This window comes from Nonomuraea sp. B10E15, from assembly GCF_039871615.1.
In the GTDB taxonomy this organism is placed as follows: Bacteria; Actinomycetota; Actinomycetes; order Streptosporangiales; family Streptosporangiaceae; genus Nonomuraea.
Map to the genome: position 1 here is coordinate 126,202 of NZ_JBDPMB010000020.1, position 13,704 is coordinate 139,905.

At 72.4% G+C, this 13,704-nt stretch carries 13 protein-coding genes; 5 read left to right on the forward strand and 8 right to left on the reverse strand.

Translation table 11 applies throughout. From position 1 onward, the window contains the following. The first annotated feature begins 42 nt into the window (after positions 1–42). The gene (locus ABGB14_RS38430) at positions 43–1,347 is read left to right on the forward strand and encodes a cytochrome P450 (protein ID WP_347648775.1); all 1,305 of its coding nucleotides are present in this window, start codon (positions 43–45) and stop codon (positions 1,345–1,347) included. A 30-nt stretch (positions 1,348–1,377) separates the two neighbouring features. Here the strand turns inward: ABGB14_RS38430 and ABGB14_RS38435 are convergent, their stop codons facing one another. From ABGB14_RS38435 to ABGB14_RS38450, 4 genes are all read right to left on the reverse strand, one after another. Continuing rightward, a complete protein-coding gene (locus ABGB14_RS38435) occupies positions 1,378–2,124 on the reverse strand; it encodes a hypothetical protein (RefSeq protein ID WP_347648776.1) in 747 nt (248 codons plus the stop codon). 91 nt (positions 2,125–2,215) lie between these two features. Next, positions 2,216–3,784 (reverse strand): serine/threonine-protein kinase, encoded by a 1,569-nt coding sequence (locus ABGB14_RS38440; RefSeq protein ID WP_347648777.1) that lies wholly within the window; start codon positions 3,782–3,784, stop codon positions 2,216–2,218. Between the two features lie 3 nt (positions 3,785–3,787). After that, positions 3,788–5,389, reverse strand: coding sequence for a serine/threonine-protein kinase (locus tag ABGB14_RS38445; RefSeq protein WP_347648778.1), 1,602 nt, complete (start codon positions 5,387–5,389; stop codon positions 3,788–3,790). Between the two features lie 7 nt (positions 5,390–5,396). Continuing rightward, a complete protein-coding gene (locus tag ABGB14_RS38450; protein WP_347648779.1) occupies positions 5,397–7,064 on the reverse strand; it encodes a serine/threonine-protein kinase in 1,668 nt (555 codons plus the stop codon). 175 nt (positions 7,065–7,239) lie between these two features. On the opposite strand from ABGB14_RS38450, the gene ABGB14_RS38455 reads away from it, so the two are divergent. Together ABGB14_RS38455 and ABGB14_RS38460 are read left to right on the forward strand one after the other, a co-directional pair. Then, the gene (locus ABGB14_RS38455) at positions 7,240–8,037 is read left to right on the forward strand and encodes a hypothetical protein (protein WP_347648780.1); all 798 of its coding nucleotides are present in this window, start codon (positions 7,240–7,242) and stop codon (positions 8,035–8,037) included. 129 nt (positions 8,038–8,166) lie between these two features. Continuing rightward, positions 8,167–8,919: an SDR family oxidoreductase gene (locus ABGB14_RS38460; RefSeq protein WP_347648781.1), complete on the forward strand. Its 753-nt coding sequence runs from the start codon at positions 8,167–8,169 to the stop codon at positions 8,917–8,919. 72 nt (positions 8,920–8,991) lie between these two features. Here the strand turns inward: ABGB14_RS38460 and ABGB14_RS38465 are convergent, their stop codons facing one another. Then, positions 8,992–9,924 carry a GntR family transcriptional regulator gene (locus ABGB14_RS38465; RefSeq protein ID WP_347648782.1) on the reverse strand — a complete coding sequence of 311 codons (933 nt, stop codon included), beginning with the start codon at positions 9,922–9,924 and terminating at the stop codon, positions 8,992–8,994. 130 nt (positions 9,925–10,054) lie between these two features. On the opposite strand from ABGB14_RS38465, the gene ABGB14_RS38470 reads away from it, so the two are divergent. Both ABGB14_RS38470 and ABGB14_RS38475 read left to right on the forward strand, forming a co-directional pair. After that, entirely contained in the window at positions 10,055–10,648 is a 594-nt protein-coding gene (locus ABGB14_RS38470) for a GNAT family N-acetyltransferase (RefSeq protein WP_347648783.1), read from the forward strand. A gap of 46 nt (positions 10,649–10,694) precedes the next feature. Continuing rightward, positions 10,695–11,570, forward strand: a complete 876-nt coding sequence (locus ABGB14_RS38475; RefSeq protein WP_347648784.1) for an alpha/beta hydrolase — start codon at positions 10,695–10,697, stop codon at positions 11,568–11,570. 33 nt (positions 11,571–11,603) lie between these two features. On the opposite strand, the gene ABGB14_RS38480 is transcribed toward ABGB14_RS38475, so the two are convergent. From ABGB14_RS38480 to ABGB14_RS38490, 3 genes are read right to left on the reverse strand one after another with little or no spacing between them, the layout of a single operon-like run. Next, entirely contained in the window at positions 11,604–12,548 is a 945-nt protein-coding gene (locus ABGB14_RS38480) for a GNAT family N-acetyltransferase (RefSeq protein ID WP_347648785.1), read from the reverse strand. Between the two features lie 45 nt (positions 12,549–12,593). Beyond that, a complete protein-coding gene (locus ABGB14_RS38485) occupies positions 12,594–13,487 on the reverse strand; it encodes a CoA ester lyase (protein WP_347648786.1) in 894 nt (297 codons plus the stop codon). Beyond that, positions 13,477–13,635 carry a hypothetical protein gene (locus ABGB14_RS38490; RefSeq protein ID WP_347648787.1) on the reverse strand — a complete coding sequence of 53 codons (159 nt, stop codon included), beginning with the start codon at positions 13,633–13,635 and terminating at the stop codon, positions 13,477–13,479. Before ABGB14_RS38490 ends, ABGB14_RS38485 begins: the two co-directional genes overlap by 11 nt. Positions 13,636–13,704: the final 69 nt, after the last annotated feature.

Consider the following 13,704-nt stretch of genomic DNA (forward strand, 5'->3'; position numbering starts at 1 on the left):
ACGAGCATTGATGCGCGCCGTGCATCTTTGTAGGGTCTTCTGGTGACCTCGACCGAGAGCAAGGACGTGCTGATGGCCGAAGACAGCGTGACTGAGGAGTCTCCGAGCGTGAACCCTACGGAGATGCGGCGGATCCTGCCGGCGGACCTGGTGGAGCGAGGGCGTTGCCCGTTCGATCCGCCGCCGGGCCTGCGGGGCGAGAGCGCGGTCCGGCCGCTGGACCTGCTGAACGGCGCACGGGCGTGGCTGGTGACGGGGTTCGAGGAGGCCCGTACGGTGCTGTCGGACGCGCGTTTCAGCGCCGACAAGGTGCGCCACCGCGACGCGACGTCGCTGCAGCCGCACGAGGTGTCCGAGATGGAGGCGCAGCCGCGGAAACCGGAGGTGGCGGAGCGGCAGGACGGTCTCTTCGTCTTCATGGACCCGCCGGAGCACACCCGGTTGCGCCGGCTGCTGACGGGCCAGTTCACGGTGCGGCGGATGCGGGAGCTGGAGTCGCGGGTGACGGAGATCGCGGTCGAGCACATCGAGGCGATGAAGGCGGCGGGCACGCGGGCCGATCTGGTGCCGGCGTTCGCGCTGCCGCTGCCGTCGCTGGTCATCTGCGAGTTGCTGGGCGTGGACTACGCCGACCGCGAGCTGTTCCAGAAGCGTACGTCGATCGGGCTGAACGCGAACGCGACCCCGGAGGAGCGGGCCGTCGCGCGCGCCGAGCTCTACGCGTTCATGCAGCAGCTGGTGGCGGGCAAGCGCGCGAACCCCGCCGATGACCTGCTGTCCGGGCTCGTCCACGACGCCGACCCGCCCCTGACGGACGCGCAACTGGTCGACGTCGCACTCATCCTGCTCAACGCGGGCCACGAGACCACGGCGAACATGCTGGGTCTGGGCATGTTCGCGCTGCTGGAGCATCCCGCGCAGCTCGCGGCGCTGCGTGCCGATCCCGGCCTGATCGACAACACGGTGGAGGAACTGCTGCGGTTCCTGTCGATCATCCAGCTAGGGGTCAGCCGGGTCACCACGGAGCCGGTGACGCTGGGCGGCGTCGAGATCCCGGCCGGCGCGACCGTCGTGATCGCCACGCCCGAGGTCAACCGTGACCCGCGGCACTGGTCCGATCCCGACGCGCTCGACGTGCACCGCTCGCGTGCCCCGCACCTGGCCTTCGGCCATGGGATCCACCAGTGCCTGGGTCAGCAGCTGGCCCGGGTCGAGATGCGCATAGGGCTGGGCGAGCTGATCTCCCGCCTGCCGGATCTGCGCCTCGCGGTCCCGGCCGACCAGGTGCCGGTCCGCAACGAGATGCTCATCTTCGGCGTGCATGCGCTGCCGGTCACCTGGTCCTGAAAACGGCCCGGGGCGCCGCCCCGGGCCCTCTCACCCCCCGCCGCCGCCGAGCTTCTCCGCGACCGCGCGGGCCGTCTCCAGCGCGCCCGCGGTCAGCCTGCCCTCGGCGTCCTCGGTGACGGAGCGGTCGTACTCGACCTCCACCACCGCGTTGCTCACCCGGACCCCCACGACCGCCTTCGTGGGCCCCCTGTCGCTGCCCTCCAGCGTGTACGCGGTGACATAGGAGTCGTCCCCGACCGCCGGCTCGGCCTTGGTGTAGCCCTGGGGGATGAGCGACGCCTCGTGCCGGCGGGCGACGAACTGCTCGTGCGCCTGCGTCACCCCGTCGGGGAACACCTTGGTGTACACCTTCAGCCTGAAGGTCATGTTGGTGGGAAGCCCCGCCCCGTACGAGGGCAGGGTCGTCCACTCGCACTCCTCCTTGTAGATCTTCTGCTGCTTGGGGAAGACCACCAGCTTGGTCAGCAGCTCCTCGCTGAGGAGCTCGCACGGGTCGACGTCGCCGGAGAACTTCGCCTCACCGGTCGGGGGCGGCTCGCTCGTCGGGGGTTGCGTGCTGGGCGGGGGCTGCGTGCTGGGCGGCGCGGACGAGGGCTTCGTCCGCGCGGAGACGGGCTCACCCGGCGGCGCGGGCGGCGGCTCCTGCCTCGTCAGCAGGAAGGCGACCGTGAACACCATCAGCACGAGCACCGCCATGGCCCCGCTGAGGAGGCCGGGCGTCACCCGGACTCCGCCGGGCCGGGGGGAGCGGGGCGGGGTGGGTACCTCGTTCATGTCGTTCCGTGGCGCGGGGCTCCGGTCGTCCGCGGAGCCCGGGGGAACGCCACTCCTCCTCTCGGGGACTTCTGGGTGAACGCCGCGCGCATCAGCCGGTCTCCGTCGACGGGACATCCCCGAGCGCGTCCACGATCGCGCGGGCCACCTTGACCGCTCGGTCCTGCTGCTCGGGTTTCAGCTCGGCACTGTCGGCGGCGGTCGAGTCGATCTCGACGACGAGGTTGCTGACGCGTACCCACACGATGCTGTGGGCCTGCGGGAACAGGGTCGACCACCAGTTCTGGGCGAAGGCCCCGTCCCCGAGGCCTTCGAGCTCGCGCACGGCCTGGTAGGTGCTGCCCTGCGCGCTGCCCTTCTTGGAGGCCTGCGCCCGCTTCCTGCTGGTCAGGATCTTCTTTGCCGTCGCCACCTGCGGCGAGTGCGTGATGTGGATGTTGACGACGTCCTTCAACATGCCGACCGCCCAGTCGCACTTGGTGGTGTCGAGGCCGCCCGCACGCCTGCGCATCCCGGGCATGATCTTCTCGGCCTCCTGGTCGCTCACCAGCCGGCAGGCCTCGGGCGCCGCGGCGAAGCGGCCGTCACCCTTCGGCGCGGGGGCGGGCGTGGTCGCCGGGGCGGAAGCCGGCGGCCGCGGGGTGGAGACCGGCGGGTGCGAGGAGGGCGGGACCTGGGCGACCGGCGTGTTCCTCGGAGGGCCGGTGGTGGCGGACGCGTTGACCAGGACCACCGCCGTGATGGTGACGGCGGTGGCGGCGGCCAGGCCACCGAGCACGACGGGGAGCCTGCTCTTCCTGGAGGGGACGGGCATCGTGGTCGCCGTCATCGCCGAGCGGCGCGCCGGCAGGGGAGCGGCGATCGGCTGGAGTGCCGCTCTGACCTGCTGCGGGTGGGGGCGCGCGGCCGGGTTCTTGTCCAGCATCGCCGCCAGCAGCCCGCCGAACGGTCCCGCGTTGACCGGGGGCGGCGGGGGCTGGGTGAGCACCGCCGCGACGATCGCCATGGGGGAGTCGCGGTGGAAAGGGCTGCGCCCCTCCACCGCCGTGTACAGGGTGGCGGCCAGCGACCAGAGATCGCAGGCCGGCCCAGCGGGCTCGCCGCGCAGGCGTTCCGGCGCGACGTACCCCGGCGAGCCGGCCGCCCCCGGCCGCCCGGCCGCCGCGGTCGCGCTCGGGGTGTCGTCGATGTGCGCGGCGATGCCGAAGTCGGTGAGGACGGCCTCGCCGGAGTCGGTCAGCATCACGTTGCCCGGCTTCACGTCCCGGTGCAGGATCCCGCGCCGGTGCGCCGCCTCCAGCGCGTCGAGCACCCGCAGGCCGATGGACGCGACCTGGCCGGGCGGCAGCCTGCCGCTCTCCCGCAGGAGATCGGCCAGGGACCGGCCCGGGAGCAGGTCCATGACGATCCACGGCTGTCCCTGCTCGGCGAGGACGTCGTGCACGGTGATGATCGCCGGATGGTTCAGCGACGCCGCCGCGCGGGCCTCGCGCAGCGTGTCCGCAAGCGCTCTGTCCCTCCTGGCCGGGTCGGCGGGCAGGCGCACCTCCTTGACCGCGACCTCGCGGCCCAGCACCGTGTCGCGGGCCCGCCACACCGTGCCCGCGCCGCCCGCGCCCAGGGGAGCGAGCAGCTGGTATCGACCGGCGATCACGTGCATCGGTCAGGCCTTGGCGTCGAGGTTCTGGACGAGGTGCTTGATCGCCTTCTCGGTCTTCTCGCGCAACCCCGGCTCCTTCTCGACGTTGCGGGTGAAGCGGATCTCGCCCACGATGTTGCTGGTCCTGAACACCGAGTAGACCGAGGACTTCTTGGTGCTGAACGTGGTCTCGCTCTTCTCCCAGCCGACGGCCCCGTCGCCCGCGCCGGTGATCTCGAAGACCTCGCCCTGCTCGCCGCCGCTGCCGCCGCGTCCGGCCTCCGTCTCGGCCTTGGCCCTGGCGCCCTGCACGTGTTCCTCGGCCAGCTTGGTCTCGTAACCGTCGCCCTGCTGCGGATACAGGAAGAGCGTGAGGTTGAGCGAGAGGCTCTTGTCGTCGCGCGACCTGGCCCACGTGCATTTGACGGTGGGCTCCACGCTGCTGGTCAGGTATTTGCCCACGACCTCGGTGGCCTGGTCCCTGGTGAGCAGCTGGCAGGGCCGGGGGATGGCGGTGAACTTGCCGGGCGTGCGCGCGACGGGTGTGCCCGTGGCGGTCGGCGCGGGCGTGCCCGTGGGCGCGGTCGTCGTCGGGCCTGTCGCAGTGGTGGGCGCGGTGGTGGGCGCGGTGGGCGGTGTGGTGGGGGCCGCGGTGCTCGCCAGAGTGGTCGAGGTGGCGGGCGGGGTGGTGGTCAGGATGAGCGCGACCGCCGTCACGAAGACGGCGAGCACGGCCGCGGCGGACCCGTACACCGGGAGTCTGGGCAGCACCCAGGACGCCTGGTGCGAGCCCGCGGGCATGGTGGCGGCGGTGCCGCCGGTGAGGGGCTGCAGGGCCGCCCGCAACGCCACCGTGTCCTGGCGCCGGGCGGGCTCCTTCTCCAGCAACCGCATGAGCACGGGCCCCAGCGCGCCCGCCCGCTGGGGTGGCCTGGGCGGCTCGGTCATCACCGCGCCGTGCGTGGCCATGGCGGTAGGACGGGCGAACGGCGGCACGCCTTCGACGGCGGTGTAGATCGTCGCCCCGAGCGACCAGAGGTCGGCGGCGGGCCCGGCGGCCCGGCCGGGCTCCTCCGTGAGCGCCTCGGGAGCGGTGTACCCGGGTGTCCCCATGGGCGCGCCGCCCTGCTGCCCGCCGGCCCTGATGGCGATGCCGAAGTCGGACAGCAGGATGCGGCCGTCGTCGGCGAGCAGCACGTTGCCCGGCTTGACGTCGCGGTGCAGCAGCCCGCGCGTGTGCGCGGCGGCCAGCGCGGACAGCACGAACAGCCCGATCGAGGCGGCCCACTGCGGTGACAGCGGCCCGCCCGACTTCACGACCTCATCGAGGGAGCGGCCCTTGACGAGCTCCATGACGATCCACGGCTCGGCCCCCTCCACGACCACGTCGTGGATCGCGACCACGGCGGGATGCCTGACCTGGACCGCGACGCGCGCCTCGTGCAGGGTGCGCTCGCGCAGCCGCGCGTGATCGTCCGGCGAGAGGTTCGCGGGCAGGTGCACCTGCTTGATCGCCACCTCGCGCCCGATCACCGTGTCGTGGGCGCGCCATACGACGCCCATCCCGCCCCTGCCGATCTGCGCGATCAACTGGTAGCGCCCGCCCACGAGTCGTGGCTGGTTCACCGCATCATCACCCCTGGCGTCCTAGCGCCGCCGCGACCCATCGGGCGGCGTCACGCGCGCCCTTGCGCATGGCCTCGTTGTCGCCGATCTTTTTCACGTCGACGTATCCGATCTGCATCACGACGTTGCTCATACGGAAGATCACGTCGTGCCGTTCCACCTGGCCCTTGGTGTTGACCAGCTCGTAACTGAAGGCCTCGTCGCCGATGCCGTTGACCTCCGTGTACGCCTTGCTCTCCTGAAGGAGGGTCTTCTCCAGGCCGATGTCAGGCCAGTTCCATCTGATCTTCGCGCCGGATTCGGCGCTGTTGAGCTTGTTGACGAACTTCTCCGATGCCTCGTCCACGCTGCGTCCCCACGCGCTCTCCAGCGCGACCGGCTCCACCGGGATCACGGTGACGCCGTTGCCGCGCGCCGTCCACGCGCAGCCTTCGTCCTCGCTCGTGCCCTCGGGTGAGGCCTTCGGGACCAGCGTGCGCACCTGGGTGGGCGTCATGAGGGCGCACACGTCGACGGGCGCGCCGAACCTCGCGGCCGTCGCCGTGGCGGAGGGTGTCGCCGCAGGCGTCTGAACGGGGGCGGAGGTGGCGGCAGGCGTGCCGGCGGTCACGGTGGGCTGCAGGGTCGACTGCGGGGTCGGCTGTGTGGTGGTCGGCGCCGATCGCGGCAGGAGCACGACGGTGGCCGCCACGGCCGCCACGGCCGCGACCAGGCCGGCGCCGACGAGGACCGGCCCGCGCCTGCCGCCCTGGCGCGGCACGGTCAGGGGTCCGGATGGAGGCCCGGACGGAGGCCCGGACGGGGACCCGGACAGGGGTAAGGTCGTGGACCCTGACGGCGGGGCGGCGCCCTGCCCGCCTTCCGCCACCTGCCGCAGCAGGTGGGCTGCCAGCCGCGCGTCGGGGCGCTGGTACGGCTCGCGCGCCAGCAGGTGCATGAGCACCGGGCCGAGCCGTCCGGCGCGCTCGGGCGGCCGGGGCGGCCGGGTCAGCGCGTCCCGCAGCACCGCCATGGGCGAGGTGCCGGTGTAGGGAGCCTGGCCCTCGACCGCGGAGTAGAGGGTGGCGCCCAGGGACCACAGGTCGGAGGCCGGGCCGCCGCGCTCGCCGCGCAGCCGCTCGGGGGCGATGTAGCCGGGGGAGCCGACGAGCAGGCCCGACTCGGTGATCGTGGCCTGGTCCTCCAGCCGGGCGATGCCGAAGTCGGTGAGCACCACCCGTCCGTCGTCGGTCAGGAACACGTTGGCCGGTTTGACGTCGCGGTGCTGGATGCCGTGGGCGTGCGCGGCCGACAGCGCGTCGAGCACCCGCAGCCCGAGCGCCGCCGCGCGTTCCGGCGGCCACGGGCCTTCCGCGGCCACGGCGTCCTTCAGGTCGCGGCCCTTGAGCATCTCCATGACGATCGTGGGCAGGCCGTTGTGGGTGAGGACGTCGTGGACCGTGATGATGTTCGGGTGCCGTAGCTGGGCGGCGGCCATCGCCTCACGTGTCGCGCGCTGCAGCGCCTCCTCGCGTTCGGCCGCGGTGAGCGACTCCGGCAGCAGCAGGGCCTTGACCGCGACGTGGCGGTCGAGGAGCTCGTCGTGGGCGAGCCATACCGTGCCCATACCGCCCTGGCCGAGTGTCTGCAACACTCGGTAGCGGCCCGCGATTTTTCCTTCCCCGTTACCCGGCACGCGGCCAACAGTATTGAGGGCAGGTTTCAATTCGCTATATTTCACGCCGCAATCAATCGCATGCGTCCGAGCACCGGGAGCGATGATGACCACAGCACCACCTGTGCCACCTGCGTCCTACTGGCCGGACCAGGGCAGCGGGCAGCCGTCGACCTCGAAGCCACCAGGGTGGGCGATGGGCATCATGGCCGCCGCCGCGACGGTCGCGGTGCTCGGCGGCGGGCTCATCGCCGTGCGGAACGTGGGCACGCAGCCTCCCGTGGCGATGCCTCCCGACCCCGGAGGCAAGGTCGGCGCTCCGGCCACCCCGCCCACCGCGGAACCGACCCTCGGCCCCACCGCGAGCCCGCCCACCGCGTCCCCGCAGGACACGGCGCAGGCCTCGCCCTCCTCCACCGTGACCTCCACCTTCCCGCCGCTGCAGGACGTGCCCGAGGTGTGCGACCTGCTCCCCGCGAGCCTGACCTCGCGGCTGGCGCCCAAGAGCGAGTCCGAGCCGGGTGTGGCCAAGGACGGTTACGGCGCGAAGCGGAAGGACTGCGCGTGGAACCAGAAGGGCTACAACATGAAGGGCGGCTACAACGAGTCCCGCTCCTTCACCGTCAAGGTCAACGTCTTCCCGGACAACGACTCCGCCCGGGACGACGCCGACTTCTCGTGGCGCTCGATGCGTGACGATTCGGGCCAGACCAAAGACGCCCCGTACAACGCGAAATATGGGGAGATCAAGGAAATCAGCGATCTTGGCGACGGGGCGTACGCGATCTACAACGAGCACACCGACAGGCGGAGGGCGATGGCCTGGATTCTCGTCGTCCGAGGCAACGCCACCATCGACATCCGTTTCCACGGCTCCGACAACAAGGGCCGCGAGATCCTTCCGAACAAGGACAGCCGGCCCGTCCCCGAGGAAGAACTGCTGCAGGGAGTGGAGGAGATCGCCAGGGAGACCCTCAAGAACCTCACGGGCTGAGGCGCCCCGCGTGCTCGCCCTGGGGAGGGCCTGTCACGAAACGCATGGTCATCCGGTCTGGACGGTGAAGGGGCCCTTCGTGTACGAGCGCCGGGGGCCGCCATGTTCGCGAGCCAGGAGGGCCAGACCATGAAGATCGCCGTCATCGGCGGGACCGGTCTCATCGGGTCCCGGCTGGTCGAGATCCTTGTCGCGCGCGGGCACGAGGCGGTGCCGCACGCGAGGTCCACCGGTGTGGACCTGCTCAGCGGCAAGGGCCTGCCCGAGGCGCTGACGGGCGCCGACGTCGTCGTCAACCTCACGAAGCCGCCGGCCTTCGACGAGACCTCCCCCGCCTTCTTCCGTACGACCATGGGCAACCTGCTGACCGCCGCCGGGGCGGCAGGCGCCGCTCACGCGGTCATCCTGTCCATCGTGGGCGCCGACCTGGTGCCCGGCCTGGTCTACTACCGCGCGAAGGTGCTGCAGGAGGACATGCTCAAGGCCGGGCCCGTACCGTACTCGATCGTGCGAGCCACGCAGTTCTTCGAGTTCATCGGCACGGTGATGTCCTGGACCTCCGACGAGCACACCGTCCGCCTGCCCGCCACCCGCCTGCAGCCCATCGCCGCGGATGACGTCGCCGAGGCCGTGGCCGGCGTCAGCGCGGGCGCGCCGGTGCGGGGCACCCGGGACATCGCGGGCCCGGAGGTCTTCGCGCTCGGCGAGCTGGGCAGGATCACTCTCGCCGCCCGTGGCGACCACCGCGCCGTCGTCACCGACGACCGCGCCGGCATGTACGCGGCAGTCTCGGGCGACGCCCTCGTGGCCAAGGACGGCGCCGCCATCGCGAAGACCACCTACCGGGAGTGGCTCGCGCGCCGCACGCCGGGCGGTGCATGAGCGGCGGCGCCACCTGCCGGGAGCGGCTCGCGTGCCGGACGCCGGGCGGTGCATGAGCGACCTCTTCCGGGGTCAGGGCTGATCCGCCACCAGGGCCGCGAAACCGTCGAGATGGCGGGCAAGGCTGTACTCGAACAACCCGTCCAAGTCCGACGCCACGTCCTCCTGAGCCGTGGCCAGCAGCGGGAATCGCCCGCTGCCGAGGAGCTCGCCCGTCCGCTTCCGCTGGGACAGCCGCCACTGGTCGAGGGTCACGCCGGTCTCCTGCTCGGCTTCGACCTCGGCCGCCATGGACTGGGCGACGGGGATGACCAGCGCGTGCAGCGTGAGCGCCTCGCGCATCCGTGCCGCCATCGTCAGCCCGAGCCCGTCGAGCGCGCGCAGGGTCCACTCGGTGTGCGCCATCATGGCGGGTACGAGCAACGGGCGGATGAACGAGACGGCGCTGGGCAGCCAGAGGTGCCGCCGGCACAACTCCCACTGCAGGCGGGCGACCAGTTCGAGCTTGGCCCGCCACCCGTCAGGCCCCGGGACGGGCAGTTCCGGTTCGCCGAAGGCCTCGTCGGCCATCTGCGTCACGAGTTCGTGCTTGCCGGCCACGTGGCGGTAGAGCGACATCGGGCCGACGTCGAGCTCGGCAGCGAGCCGCCTCATGGACACCGCGTCGAGCCCTTCGACGTCGGCGATCGCGATGGCGGTGCGGAGCACCCGCTTCCGGTCGAGTGCCGGTTTGGGGGTGGCGTCCTGCCGCCGTCTCGGGGCGGCGGGACTCAGCCGGCCCGCGCGGGCGCTGACCACCGTGCCGGCGCCGACCTTCGTTTCGACCAGCCCCTCGTCGCGGAGCGCGGCCATCACCCTGGTCGCGGTCGCGACCGCGACGCCCCAGCGCTGGGCGGTCTGCCGGATGGAGGGCACACGATCGCCTGGCCGCAGGTCGCCGGCCTCGATCCGGGCGCGGAGCTCCGCGACGATCCGCCGGTAGGGCGCTTCTTTCCGCGACGGCATGTGACCTCCGGATCTGACGCGGCATCGCCCGTCCAGTGTACTAGGTCACCTTCTCGTGTACCAGTGCACTTTCTGTCGCTCTTTTTTGCGGTCTATGCACATCGGGGCGCCGCGTCCATACGATGTACGCATGACAGTCGATACACCGTACGCACCCGTGAGGCTGGCAGGTGAGGCGGACCAGCAGAAGGTGCTGGAGGTCCTGACCGAGGCGTTCATGGACGATGCCCTCGCCCGCTGGCTCTTCCCCGGCGCGGGCCGGCGAGGTCACCTCAGGGCGCACTTCCACCGCCCGCTGCTCACCCACCCCGCCGCCGAGGCGTACCTGGCCGGCCGTTCCGAGGGCGCCTCGGTGTGGCAGACGCTGACGCCCCACGAGGAGAGCCCCGACGAGCCGGACAGTAACGGAGTCCGCAGCGAGAGCGGCGCCCGGTTGCTGGCTCTGGGCCAGGCGCTGGCCCCACGGCACCCCCGACACGAACCGCACCTCTATCTCCCGTTCATGGGGGTGATCAGCGGGCGGCAGGGCGCCGGGCTCGGCTCGGCGATGCTGCGCCACCGGCTGGAACGAGCGGACGCCGACGGCCTGCCCGCCTACCTGGAGGCGAGTTCGCCCCGCAGCCGCGCCCTCTATCAGCGGCACGGGTTCGAGGACCTCGGCGGGCCCGTACAGGCGGCGGACAGCCCGCACCTGTGGCCGATGTGGCGCCCGCCGAGCCGCTGACCACCGTCCCCGCCGCCCGACACAGAGACAGAAGGAGATCACGTCCATGACCACCACCCACGACGCCGACCGCCGACCGCCCACCCTGGTGTTGATCCACGGCACCAACTCCTCGTCGGCCCTCGCCTCGGGACTGGTCAGCGAGCTCACCCTGCGCGGCCACCGCTGCGTGGCCGTCGACCTGCCGGGACACGGCCGCCAGGCGTTCTACCCCCGTTCGTACCAGGCGCCGCAGGACCTCGAAGCGCTGGCGACCGAACCGTCGCCCCTCACGAAGATCACCATCGACGACTACGTCGAGCACGTCGTGGACGTGGTGCGCCGCGCCCGCGAGCATGGGCCCGTGATCCTCGCCGGCATGAGCCAGGGAGGCGTCACCGTGAGCAGAGTCGGCAACGCCATCCCCGACCTGCTCGAGCGGGTCGTCTACGTCGCGGCGTACTGCTGCGTGGACCTGCCGAACCTGACCGCCTACCTCGGGACGCCGGAGAACGGTGACAGCCTGCTCTCCCGGGTGACCGCGGCGATGGTCGCCGATCCGGCGGTCCTGGGAGTGAGCCGGCTCAACTGGCGTTCGGCCGAGCCGGCGGTGTTCCAGGGCGTCAAGGAGGCCCTGGCCGGCGACTTCACCGACGAGGGGGTGAGCCGGCTGCTCAACCTGCTGGAGCCGGACGAGAGCGCGAGCATCCCCCTGGCCGAGGCGCGGGGCGAAGCGCACACCTGGGGCCGGATTCCCCGGACCTATGTGCGGCTCACCCTCGACCGGCTGATTCCGCCGGCGCTGCAGGACCGGTTCATCGAGGAGGCCGACCGGCTCACTCCGGACAATCCGACCGACGTGCGCAGCGTCGCCGCACCCCATGTCGGCCCGTTCGACCGGCCCGAACTGGTGGAGATCTTCGCCGGGCTCCTCAGCCGCTGACCCGGGTGGGGGAGCTCCCCCTGGATGCCCGGCTCACGGCCAGGTCATGATGATCGAGCGTTCGAAGTCGACGTATCCGGCGCGCCGGAAGGCGTTCGCCATGGGGACGTTGCCGAGGTCGGTGGCCGCCCGGATGCGCGGGACACCCTGCGCGGCGAGGACCCGGGTGCCTTCGGCGAGGATGTCGTCGATGTAGCCGTTGCCCCGGTGCGCGGGCACCACGGCGAGATAGCCGATGACGGGGTTGTAGTCGTTGCGGGCCGGGGTGACGAACCCCACCGGCTCGCCGTCCGGCAGCGTCGCGATCCGCCACCAGTCGCGCGGGCTGCGATAACGCGCGAGCTCGTCCTCGTAGTGCCTGACGGCGGCCTCGCGGGCGGGCATCCGGGTCAGGTCGTCCCTGCTGTGCGCGTCGAGCGTGCCCTCGAGGACCCGGGTCATCAGGGAGAGGATCTCCTCGGTGTCGCGGACCTGCCGGAACCTCAGGCGCCCGCCCGGCTCGGGGATAGGCGTTGCCGGACGCCACTCCAGGCGCAGGCGCTCGACGAACAGGCGGGCGCCGGTCCGTTCGAGCGCGGCCATGCGGTCCTCGACGGCGCGCCTGGCCGCCCCGTCGTCGCGCCAGCCGGGCGGGGCGAAGCGACCGTACTCGGGCGGCCGGGCCCCTGCCGGGACGACGGCGGCCATGGCGGTCCGCAACAGCCGCGCGCCGACGTCCACGCGGTCGTCGTCAGGGCCGCCGTCGTCGAGGTCGAAGACGTCGAGGAGGAAGGGGGTGTCGTCGCCGGCCTGGCACCACCAGGCGGCCCTGGCCACCAGGCGGTCGCCGCGGAGGGCGACCCACATCCACTGCGGTCGCCTGCGGCCGGCGGCGAGGTCGTCAGCGAGTTCCTCGTTGAGGACGTAGGGCAGCCGGGAGAAAAGGTCGAGTTCGTCGCGCCCCGTGATCGGGCGCACGGTCAGGTCGTCGTGTTCCATCGGCTGCAAGGACTATCCGATCGCCGGGCCCGCGCGCCAACCCTTTTACGCGTCCGGCCGCGTGGCGTGGGCCCTGAGGGCGGCCCGGGCCCTGGCCGCCATGGCCTCGTCCACCATGTCGCCCTCGAAGGTGATCGCGCCGGCTCCGCTCGCCCGGGCCCGGTCCACGGCGGCGACCAGCCGCTCGTAGCGGGCGAGCTCCTCGGGGCTCGGCGAGAACACCTCGTTGATCACCGGTACGTGGGACGGATGGATCGCCATCATCCCCTCGTAGCCCAGGGAGCGGTTCTGCCTGGCGAAGGCGCGCAGCCCGTCGAGGTCGGCGATGTCCGTCCACAGGCCCGCGACCGGGCAGGGCACGGCCGCGGCGCGCGCGTCGAGCAGGACGCGGGAGCGCAGGGCGAGGGTCTCCGTCCCGTCGCGGCTCCAGCGGTAGCCGACCGCGCGTTCGACGTCGCCGCCCTTGCCGGTGACCGCTCCGAGATAGGCGACGCGCGGGGCGGCGCGCCCGATCTCGTACGCCTCCCGCAGGGCGGCGGCGCTCTCCAACAGCGGCACCAGGGCGAGGTGCCCCCCTGGCAGGCCGTGCTCGCGCTCGCACCAGGTCAGCAGCCGGTCGGCCACCCGCACGTCGGCGGGTCCCGTCACCTTGGGCAGGACCACCCCGGCCAGGCGGGGGTGGGTGACGGCGCGCAGGTCCTCGGCGCCCGCCCAGCCGTCGAGCGGGTTGATCCGGACGAGGAGAGCCATGTCGCCGGTCGCGTTCGCGACGGCCTCGGCCACATCGGCGCGGGCGGCGGCCTTCCCGGCCGGCGGGACGGCGTCCTCGAGGTCGAGGATGGCCGCGTCGGCCCCCGCCGACTCGGCCTTGGCCAGCCAGCCGGTCCTGGTGCCGGGGACGAACAGCAGGGAGCGCAGCCGCGGCCGGTCAGATGACACCGCGCTCCTCCAGCTTCGCCAGCTCCCCGGCGTCGAGCCCGAGCCAGTCGCGGTAGACGAGGGCGTTGTCCTCGCCGAGGGCGGGCCCGGTGCGCCAGACGCCGCCTGGCGCCTGGCGGAAGTGCGGCAGGGCGGCCTGCATGCGCACGGGCCCGAGGTCGGGGTCGTCGACGTGACGGAGCGCTTGTTGCGGCCGGCGACCTTGAACCACAGTGGC

Excerpts from the sequence above, each read along its gene's own strand:
- ABGB14_RS38435 (WP_347648776.1), bottom strand. The coding sequence starts at position 2,124 with ATGAACGAGGTACCCACCCCGCCCCGCTCCCCCCGGCCCGGCGGAGTC.
- ABGB14_RS38440 (WP_347648777.1), bottom strand. The coding sequence starts at position 3,784 with ATGCACGTGATCGCCGGTCGATACCAGCTGCTCGCTCCCCTGGGCGCG.
- ABGB14_RS38455 (WP_347648780.1), top strand. The coding sequence starts at position 7,240 with ATGGGCATCATGGCCGCCGCCGCGACGGTCGCGGTGCTCGGCGGCGGG.
- ABGB14_RS38460 (WP_347648781.1), top strand. The coding sequence starts at position 8,167 with ATGAAGATCGCCGTCATCGGCGGGACCGGTCTCATCGGGTCCCGGCTG.
- ABGB14_RS38465 (WP_347648782.1), bottom strand. The coding sequence starts at position 9,924 with ATGCCGTCGCGGAAAGAAGCGCCCTACCGGCGGATCGTCGCGGAGCTC.
- ABGB14_RS38470 (WP_347648783.1), top strand. The coding sequence starts at position 10,055 with ATGACAGTCGATACACCGTACGCACCCGTGAGGCTGGCAGGTGAGGCG.
- ABGB14_RS38475 (WP_347648784.1), top strand. The coding sequence starts at position 10,695 with ATGACCACCACCCACGACGCCGACCGCCGACCGCCCACCCTGGTGTTG.
- ABGB14_RS38480 (WP_347648785.1), bottom strand. The coding sequence starts at position 12,548 with ATGGAACACGACGACCTGACCGTGCGCCCGATCACGGGGCGCGACGAA.